Here is a 9,195-nt window from a genome sequence, read left to right on the forward strand (position 1 = left end):
GCTGCCCGTTGATCCCCTGCCCGACGGCGTCCAGGAGGAACCGGGCGACCCGGTAGTCGACTTCCGCGCGAACCTCGATGTTGACCTCGGGCTCCCGCACCCACGTGCGGCCGATGATCCTTCCACCCCGCACGTTGTCCCAGAACCTTGTTCTGTGCTCTTCGACGACCGACATGTGGAGATCCACCTCGCGGCGAACCCGGTCCGCTGGGCCGGAGTACTTCACCCGCGTCTCGGTGTCTGCGTCCACCCCGTGCCCGCTGGCCGTTCCCCAGTCCTGCCCGCCCGTCAACCCGACGTATCCGCCTAGGTAGGTGGAAGCTCCGTATCCGCTATCCCGGGCCGTCGTACGTGCAAACGCCGACAGCGAACCGCCCCAGCCGAACCCTCCGGAGAACGTGGTCTTCCAGCCGGTCCCCCGCGCCCGGGTAGCGCTGAACTTCACATCCTCGGGTAGGGGACGGCGCGTGGTGACAGCACCGGGTTCCGCAGTGACATCGAACTTGAACCGCCGGTCGCCGACCTCCACCTCGACATTGACGGGGCGGGCCCGCCCGCCGATCAGCCCCCGGAAACCGCGCAGCAGCTTGTGCGGCCCGAGTCCGTTCAGCTTCTTGTCGACCGCCGTCCAGTCGACCTCCCGCGCATCGACTCCGGAATCCGCCAGCCGCCGCTCGATGTGCTGCTTGGCTTCGGCCTGCAGACGCTCAGCGCCGGGCATGCTGACCAGATCCTGGAACATGCCGTCGCCGTCAAGCACCCTGCGGATCTGCTCGCTCTGCGCCGCATCGACAGCCGCTGCCTGCTGACTGATCCCGGCCTGCTGCACACCAGCGTTGGCGTTCGGTGCGTCGTTCAGCGCAGCGTTGAGCGCGGCCTCGAACTCATCGATATCAGCCGGCCGGACCCAGACGTATACCGCACCATCACTGGGGTTCACCTCGACCGCTGGAGTCGTTGCGCGCCCTCCCGGACGGGTCGTGATCTCCGCACCCAACGACAGGTCCAGCCGGTACCGCTGAGCGCCGGCCTCGACCGACTTGTCCTTCGACTTGCCGGCGGCTCTGCCCTCGTAGGACTCCTGGCGGGTCGACGATGCGGACAGCCGTGCCAACGGACCGAACCGGATGTGACTCTTGAAGCCGTCCACCTCGATCTCGCCGAGGTCGGCGAGGATCCGTGCCCGCACGCCGCCTTCGGCCTTGGAACTGACCTTCTTGCCCATCTTGTCGTCGGTCATCCTGCGCCACGTCTCGCCGGTGCGGACCTCGTCGCGCACCGGGCCGATCCGTTCGAATCCGCGCAGCTTCGAGCTGATGTGCGCGTTGACCTCAGGATGCTTCGTCCAGTCAGCGCCCGGTCGCGTCAGCAACTTCGGGTACACCGTGCGGTGCGTGATGTCCACACCGCGCACCAGACCCTCCGCGGATTCCTCGACCAGCAGCGCGGAATCGACGCTGGCCGCCACGCCTGCGCTGATCGTCGAGTCCTGCCGGGCCCAGTCCGGCAGCGCTTCCATGACGTTGTTCTGCAGGCCGCCCACGTTGGCATAGGTGTCCACGTGTGCGATTAGCTGTTGCACTTCGAGCGGTAGCGCGACCGGGGCGTGTCGCGCCGGGGCGGGTGCGGGTGGCCCGGGCTGCGGGGTTTCCAGCACCGATGCGGGATAGGCCAACCGCACCGACGGATCGAACTGGGCCTGGCCCTCCAGCGCACCGAACCTCCAGTCCAGCTGGAAGTTCACGTCGAACGCCCGGTGATCGCGCCCCAGCTTCGCCGGTCGTTCCCGCACCGTCCATCGTTTGTCCTTCACCGAGTTAACGACGTTTCCGCTCCAGCTGAAGAACGGCAGCACCCGGAGGTTCAGCACAGGGGCGACCGCATCGAAAGCCGTGTCCCAGAAACCGGCGACCACGCCGCCCCCGGACTTGCGGGATAGCCCACGGTTCGACCTCTGCCGCGGCGCGGTCTCCTGCTTGGTCTCCTGCGTCGGGGTGCTGCGCAGTTCCTCGGCGCCCAGCGCGACAGGACGGATATCGGTTCGGCGCAACTTCAGGAAGAAGTTCTGGTAGCCGTTGCCGTACGGGATCGAGAATGTCCTGCCGTTGGAAAGCGTCTGCAGCAGGCCGGATTCACCCCGCGCCCGTGCATAGTCGGTGAGCTGACTACTCAAGGAATCCTGCTGCCTGGGCGAGAGCGGGAGCCGGTCGACGATGTTCCTGATCAGTTCCTCGTGGACGCTGCCTCGCTCCCCAGACCACACTCCCCGGCTGGGCAGCAGCTGAGACGCCGGTGAGATGACACCGTCCCTGATCAACTCCGCCGGACGCGCAGCCGGATCGACCGCATTGCCGGGAGCGCCCTGCGACTGTCCCCCACCCTGCTGCTGGTGTCCTGTAGCCTGCTGCTGGTCTCCCCCACCCTGCTGCGAACCCCGTGCAACACCCTGCTGCTGCGCGTCACCTTCCCGTACTGGAGGATCCGGATTGAGAAAAGCAGCCAACGCGGAGCCGGAGGACCTCGGAACCCCTGACAGTACGACCGGATTCGCCACGTTCGCCGCCCGGTTCGCCGACTGACCTGCACCGGACGCCACGGTCCCCTGCGACACCACATTGCCCTGCTGCTGCGCCGCGCCCTGCCCCACTTCTACTTCCTCAGCAATAGGCGGAAGCTTAGGCCGGAAATCACGCGCACCCCTGCGGGGGCGAGGCCGCTTTTGCCCACGGACAGGCTGCCGCCCCGCGTCCCGCAACGCCTCCCCGCCACTCCTCGACGCCGTGGGCTCCTGGCTGTGCTGCCAGGACAGATCATCTACAGGGGATTGCTCCAAGGCAGGACCGTGGGCCCGGAGGGCTCCATCGGATGCCATGGGCGCTTGCCGCAGGCGCGACAACAGCTCCTGCGCCCCGCGCACGAAATCGCGCAGCTCGTCGGTCCCCATTCTGGAGAAGTGACCGTTCTCCAGCATATTGGGCCAGGACGAGACGTGCTTGCGCATCTCTGGCAGCGTGTCTTCGGGGAGCGCGTCCAGGTATTGCCGAATCCCGTTGATCGTCGGCGTCAGCTGCTGGAGAATCCGCGCCTTCGGATCCGCGGCCGGTCCAGCCGGATTCGGCGGGTCCGGTCGTTCGAAGCCCCGCTGCTCCGGTGCCCGAACGTCTTCGGAGCTTTCGTCGTGATGCCTGGACCGGGACTGCGTGACCAGGTTCTGATGACTCGGATGTGTCGTCGACTCGTCCGGTCGACTTCCGTGTGCGGACACCCGGTCGCCGTCGGACACGTTGGGACGAGCCGGGCCGACAGGCGGCACAGGCGGCTGGCCCGGCGGCGATGCTTCGGTGCGGCCGCCACTCGAAGCAGGTCCGGGCGTGCTGGTGCTTCGCCCACCGGTAGTCGGTCCGGAATTGGTGTTGGCGCCGGAATTTCCGCCACTTTCAGCGCTGTTCCCACCGGACGTGACCGGTATGTTCGCCCCCGACGAGGGAGACCGCCAGGTAGGCGCGCTCAGCCCGTTGGACGCGTTCGTGCTGGAGGAACCGCCAGCGGCAGACGAGGTTTGCGCGGTCCGGCCACCCTCTGCCGACGTGCCGTTCACGGCGGAGCCCGGCTGGACGTTCTCGCTTCGACCGTCCGAGAGCACCTGGTCCTGCAATCCGGTCGACATCTGCGTCCGCTCGATCCCATCGGAAACGGGCGCCGTGGCATCGTCGTCCGAAAGCGGCAGCGACCTGTCCGCCGACAGCTCACCGGAAAGCGATCCACCACTGGACGAATGCGCTTGGAGATCGGGGCCACCCGATGAATCCGCAATCGTGTCCGATGTGGACTCCGACATCCCCGGCTGCCCGGTCCCAGACATGCTGGGAACCTGCTCGGCGCCGGCCGTCTGCGTGGAACCGCTCACCGACTGGGGCTGCGGCTGGCCATGCGATGTCGTGGCCACCGGCGCGCTGTTCGAGAACATCGTGCCGATCGGGTTGCCTCCCGATTCGACCTGACGCGAAGTCGCCGTCCGGTCCGATTCTGCCACCTGCGGGTCCGCCGAGCGCGACTGCTCGCCGGAAGAACCCGCTCCGTCACCCTTGCCGCCCGAATCGGTCCCCGATGCATCCGAGCCCCTCATCTCGTCGCCCGAGTGCAAACTGTCACTGTCCGTGAAGTCCGAACCGTCCGTGGACTTCACGTCGCCGCGCAAGGTCTCGCCGCTGATCGACGTATCGCCCTCGTCGCCTCCGGTCGACGCGGAATCCGGGCTTGGGATCTTCAGCTCAGGCGGGCCATCGATCTCTGATGCCTTGGGCACGTCGATCTTGGCCGCGTTCGCGCTGGCTTCGCCGGATCCCCCTGCACCTCTGGCGAAGGCGCTGAACAAACCGTCCGTCGCGCCGGCGTGCTCATCGAAAACGGCGTTGATGACCAGGTTGGCGGGGATGGTGGACCCCGCCTGCGCCAGACCGTCCAAGACTTTCCCGAACGCATTTTGTCCGCCGGTCAGCTGCTTTTCCGGTGCGGTCGCAAAATTCGTGCCTGCCTTGGCGTTGAACGAGGCGATCTTCTCGTTGAAGTCCCGGATCGGCTTGTTGATGGCGTCCATAGCGCTGCGGACGCTCCGAATGGCACCGAACGACAGGTTCGATGCCAATCCCGCGAACGCACCGCCGATCGCTCCGCCGACCGTGGTCGCTGTGAAGGACTTCTCGTCGAACTCCGTCCGACGATTGTCGTCGATCTGATCCTGCTGAACCGAACCGTCCACAATGCCCAAGACGCCGGCCCCGAAGGCCGCTCCGCCCAACGGGTACTTCCCGGCGTTCCACGCCTGCCTGCCGCCTGCTTGCAGGCCGGCCTTCACACCGGAACGAGTCCCCAAGCCGCCTGCGTTCTTGATCGCGTTGGGCACGGTCATGACGTACTTGGGGGCGCTGCGCGCGATGTCTTTGATCATTTCCAGGAGGATTCTCTTCAACCCCTCCTGCGCTGCCCTGGTCACCGCCGGCGCGAGCCAGGACAGGACGATGGACGCCAGCAGAGCCATGACCTCAATGAAGGCGAGCACCAACATGGTGATGAAGAGGATTCTGCCTTTTTGGATGTTGGCAGCGGTGTCGGTCGTGGTCTTGTAGAGTTCCTCCGCCGAGGTCTGCAGCTCCGACAGGTATCCGAGCATGGTGTTCAGGTAGTCGACGGAGGCATCACCGGCTTCACCGTCGAACGAATCGTCTAGTTCGTCGCGCGCGCCTCTCAGCTGGAGCGCTGATTCCTCGATTTCCTCTGCCGCCGATTTATACGCGTCGCCCATCTCCCACAGTTTGCGTGGACTCCCCTCGGGCAATTGCATGCCGACGACAACCGTGAGGAATTTCTGCAAGCCGGGGGACAGATGGATTTCGTCGTTGAAACCCACCGGATGTCTCCTTCCTCGCGCACCTCGCCGGTTCGCGCCACCGGGCGAACGTCGTACCCGCTGATTCCAGCCCAGCTACTTCCTGATGTTGTTTCCGTTCTCGGCGTCCTGCGCCAAGAGGTCCGTCATGTTCCGGTCGATCGCGGCGGCCGTCTCCCCGATGTTCTTGGCGATCATCTCGTTGGACTCCGTGAGCGTGTCCTCAGCCCCGACGTAGCCCTCCTCGAACTTCTTCCCGATCTCGTCGTCTCCCCAGCACCCGTGGTTCTCAGTCAGGACTGCGTTCAGCCGCTTGCACATCTCGGACATCCTGGTGTGCACCGCCCGGATCCGGTTGTTGGCAGCATCGACCCCATCCGGGTCGATGAAGACGTTCTTGCTCATCCCGCTGCCCCCTTACCGGTCGATCCGCTCTTCCTCTCGCCGTCGAGCATTCCCAGCATCGGCTCCATGAAAGCGTCGACCACGCTCTGCGGATCGACCTTGCCGCTCATGACCCCGGCCAGATCGATGCCCGGGAGCAGATCGGAGGACAACAGACTGGTGATCTTCTCCATGCTCTGCGCACGGCCGACGCGCAGTGTCTCGACGATCACGCTGGCCAGCTGGGCCGGTGCCATGGTGCGGTACTTCGCGCCGTTGAACTTCAACTCGGCCAGCTCGCCATTTCCGTCGAACGTCATCTCCAACGAGTGGTCCTTGGCCTGCACGACCGTGGTTTCCTCCCGCCGGATCCGCGAGATCTCGTCGAGCCTTTGACGTTCCTCGTCCAATGCGGCCATCGCGGCTTCGAGGTCGCGGGTCGCCTTGTCCACCCCGTTCAGATCTGGATCAGTCATCGGATATTCCTCATCTGACGCAGTTTTTCCAGGAATTCGTCTGCTTCAGCGGTGGGCAGCTCCGAGCTGCCGGATTCTTCCGGGCCGGCCTTCGGCCCCGGCCGTCCGAGGCTGGCAGGCACTCCGTCCGGCTCGTCCCAGAAACCGGGCTCCATCGGGACCACTGCCTTGCCGCTACGGTGCTGGTCTTGTTGCTGGAGGCCAGCGCCCATCATCGGGCTGACCGGGTGCCCGGCGTTCGACGAACCGGTGTTCGCGGACGGCGACGGCTGCGCGGTGCCGCTGGGCGTCATGGACTGTCCCGACGCGGTCATCGACAGGTCGACCGGCGTGCCGCGCGAACCGGGAACCGATCCCATCGACGACGGAGTGGGGTTGCTGACCTGCCCCAGGTCGAGCGCGGACGGCGAGGGAGCCCGCGAAATGCCGCTGCTGGGCACGTTCGACACGGTCCCCAGCCCGGTGGGGAGGCTCGTGACCGGCGTCCTGCCGCCCGAGAGCGAGGGGTGGCCCCCCGGGGGCGGGGGAGTTCCCCCCGGGGGGCCGTTCGGGCCGGGTGGCGTGCTTCCCGCGGCAGGCACCACCTGTGGGGCCGCGTTCGGGGTCGCGCCCCCCGCAGCGGTGGTGCCCGACACGAGACCCGGCATGGCGCTGGCTGTCGCGGCCGCGACAGCGGGAAGGGCCTGCTGCACCGGCAAGACCTGCTCGATTTCCTCCGGCCTCGACTCCGACTGCGTCTGCGGCCTCGACTCGTTCCGCCCCTCCCCGGCACTTCCGGCGTTACCGGACTGCGTCACCGGCCGCTTCTGCCGGTTCTCCGCGAAACCAGCACCCCCGGCAGGGGCCGAGCGTGTCCGCGGCGAGGCCGCCATCCACGCCCCCTGCTGACGCCCCAGCACCGGTGCAGGTCCCTGCGCACCGCTGGGGCTTCCACCGGGCCACCTTCGTCCGAACCCGGCCCGTCCGCCGCCGAGTTGCCCACCCGCCGCTGGTGCACCTCCGCCCGCGAATCCGCCCCACGGCGCAGTGTTCTGCTCCTGCCCGCCCGATGCCGGTGAGGCGCCGGCGGCTGCCGCGGCCCGGCCGGTGCCCTGCCAGCCACCAGCCCCGCCACGTCCACCGCGAAGACCTCCGCCAACGGCGGAAACTCCCCCTGCTCCCGAGCCGTACGTCGCAGCCGACTGCGGTACACCCTGGTACGAATCTTGTTGCACCGCATCGGAATTCGTGCCGCCGACAGGACCGCTCTCCGACGGCGCCGACCGAGTCGACGCCCCGGTGTCCGCGGCTCCGGTCGAGCCCTCCTGCTCGGGCAACTGACTCATCCCATTACCGGCATCGGTGTAGGCGGTGGACAAATCGCGCACGATCTGGCGTGCCTGCTCGGTCTGCTGCTCGTCCGCCGCAGCCTGTGCCTCCGCTGCCGCCGCAGCGTCCTCCGGAGTTGTGGCCGCCGGGTCCTGGTCCGCGCTTGCAGCAGCCTGTTCGCTCCGCTGCTGCTGGAGATCTCGCATCCGCAGCTGGGCGTTCGCCAGCGCATCACCCGCGCGCCGCAGCAGCGTCCCGTAACCGGGCGTGGCCTGCAGCACCCGCTCGTTGTGCCGCAGGGTGCGTTCGCTGGACTCCACGCCGCTGTCGATGGCCGCTCCGGAATTGTTGTCCTGGAGGTTCCGCCACTGCGAGCGGAACCGGTCGCCAGCATCGCTGAGCCCGTTGCTGGCCTCGTCGAACTGGTCGGCCTTGCGGTAGAAGTCATCCGGAGACGTAGCGTTCACCAGCTGCGCCAGCTGGTCGAAGTTCAGCTGGTCGATGGCAGGATCAGCGGGGGGAGTCGGTTGCGTCATCGGTCAGCTCCGTCCGATCACCGGGGGTGGATTGTCCTTGTCCTTGTCATCCCAGGTCCCCTCGTCCGCCTTCATCCAGATCTGCGGTTCCCGGTCGGCACCCTGCTGCCCGGCCGCGCCGGCACCCGCGCCGCCCATGCCCATCGGGGCCATCGGCATCCCGCTCCCACCCGCGCCGTTCGCACCGCTGGCCAGTCCCGCGGCTGTCGCAGTGGCGGAACCGACAGGGGCTCCAGTACCGCTCGTCTGGCTGAGGGCGGCCTGCGGGCCAGGCGGCGCAAGGCCTTGCTGGGCAGCTACGTCGGTGTCGAAACGGGCATTCGGAGGCGTCCCCGGGCCACCGAGATCCGGGCCACCGCCAGGATCCCCACCCAGACCGCCGCCCGGGCCGCCACCGGGACCACCGCCAGCACCGCCAGCGAGGTCAGCGAGCGCCCCGTCCGCCGCGCCCCGCGCGTCCTGAAGGGCCTTGCCACCCCCGGAAAGGAAATCGTCCAGTTCGGACGCACCGTTTTGCTGGCCGCTGTTGTCAAGCGCTTGGTCCACGGCGCTGCGCGCGTCTTCCAAAGCCTTCAGCGCGGCCGGATCATCGGTATTCGACGCCAGATCGTCGATCGCCTTGTTCGCGGCTTCCCTGGCCTCCTCCGGGGTCGGCGGAGTGCCGTCCTCACCCAGCTTGTCGATCGCGTCGTTCACAGCCTGATCGGCCTGCTTCAGCGCTTCCTGCGCAGCAGGATCGTCGGTCTTGCCGGCCAGGTTCCCGATCGCATCCGTCGCCGCGCCCTGCGGGTCCGCCTCGGAAGCCGGCCCGCCAGACTCGGTGCGGGGAGTGGTCAGATCGTCGATCGCGTCGTTGGCTGCCTGCTTCGCGTCTTCCAGGGCCTGTTTCACGGCGGGATCATCGGTATTCGACGCGAGATCGTCGATCGCCTTGTTCGCGGCTTCCCTGGCTTCCTCCGGGGTCGGTGGGGTGCCGTCCTGGCCCAAGTCCTTGATCGCGTCATCGGCCGCTTGCTTCGCTTCCTTCAGCGCTTCCTGCGCCGCGGGGTCATCGGTCTTCGAAGCCAGGTCATCGATCGCGTCCGATGCGGCCTTACCCGCGTCC

At 67.4% G+C, this 9,195-nt stretch carries 4 protein-coding genes and 1 pseudogene; all 5 read right to left on the reverse strand.

Annotated elements, in window-relative coordinates; genetic code table 11:
• Nucleotides 1-5,407: WXG100-like domain-containing protein (locus ABTZ89_RS30685; RefSeq protein WP_351051238.1), on the reverse strand; the 5,407-nt coding region annotated here is incomplete at its 3' end.
• Between the two features lie 75 nt (nt 5,408-5,482).
• Nucleotides 5,483-5,791 carry a WXG100 family type VII secretion target gene (locus ABTZ89_RS30690; protein ID WP_351051241.1) on the reverse strand — a complete coding sequence of 103 codons (309 nt, stop codon included), beginning with the start codon at nt 5,789-5,791 and terminating at the stop codon, nt 5,483-5,485.
• Complete coding sequence (locus tag ABTZ89_RS30695) at nt 5,788-6,246, reverse strand: YbaB/EbfC family DNA-binding protein (RefSeq protein WP_351051244.1); 459 nt, start codon at nt 6,244-6,246, stop codon at nt 5,788-5,790. Before ABTZ89_RS30695 ends, ABTZ89_RS30690 begins: the two co-directional genes overlap by 4 nt.
• Entirely contained in the window at nt 6,243-8,090 is a 1,848-nt protein-coding gene (locus ABTZ89_RS30700; protein WP_351051247.1) for a hypothetical protein, read from the reverse strand. The genes ABTZ89_RS30695 and ABTZ89_RS30700 overlap by 4 nt, the downstream gene beginning before the upstream one ends.
• A 3-nt stretch (nt 8,091-8,093) precedes the next feature.
• A pseudogene (locus tag ABTZ89_RS30705) lies at nt 8,094-9,195 on the reverse strand (hypothetical protein); the annotation flags it as partial.

The organism is Saccharopolyspora sp. NPDC002686, from assembly GCF_040295745.1.
Classification (GTDB): Bacteria; Actinomycetota; Actinomycetes; order Mycobacteriales; family Pseudonocardiaceae; genus Saccharopolyspora; species Saccharopolyspora oryzae.

Excerpts from the sequence above, each read along its gene's own strand:
- ABTZ89_RS30690 (WP_351051241.1), bottom strand. The coding sequence starts at position 5,791 with ATGAGCAAGAACGTCTTCATCGACCCGGATGGGGTCGATGCTGCCAAC.
- ABTZ89_RS30695 (WP_351051244.1), bottom strand. The coding sequence starts at position 6,246 with ATGACTGATCCAGATCTGAACGGGGTGGACAAGGCGACCCGCGACCTC.
- ABTZ89_RS30700 (WP_351051247.1), bottom strand. The coding sequence starts at position 8,090 with ATGACGCAACCGACTCCCCCCGCTGATCCTGCCATCGACCAGCTGAAC.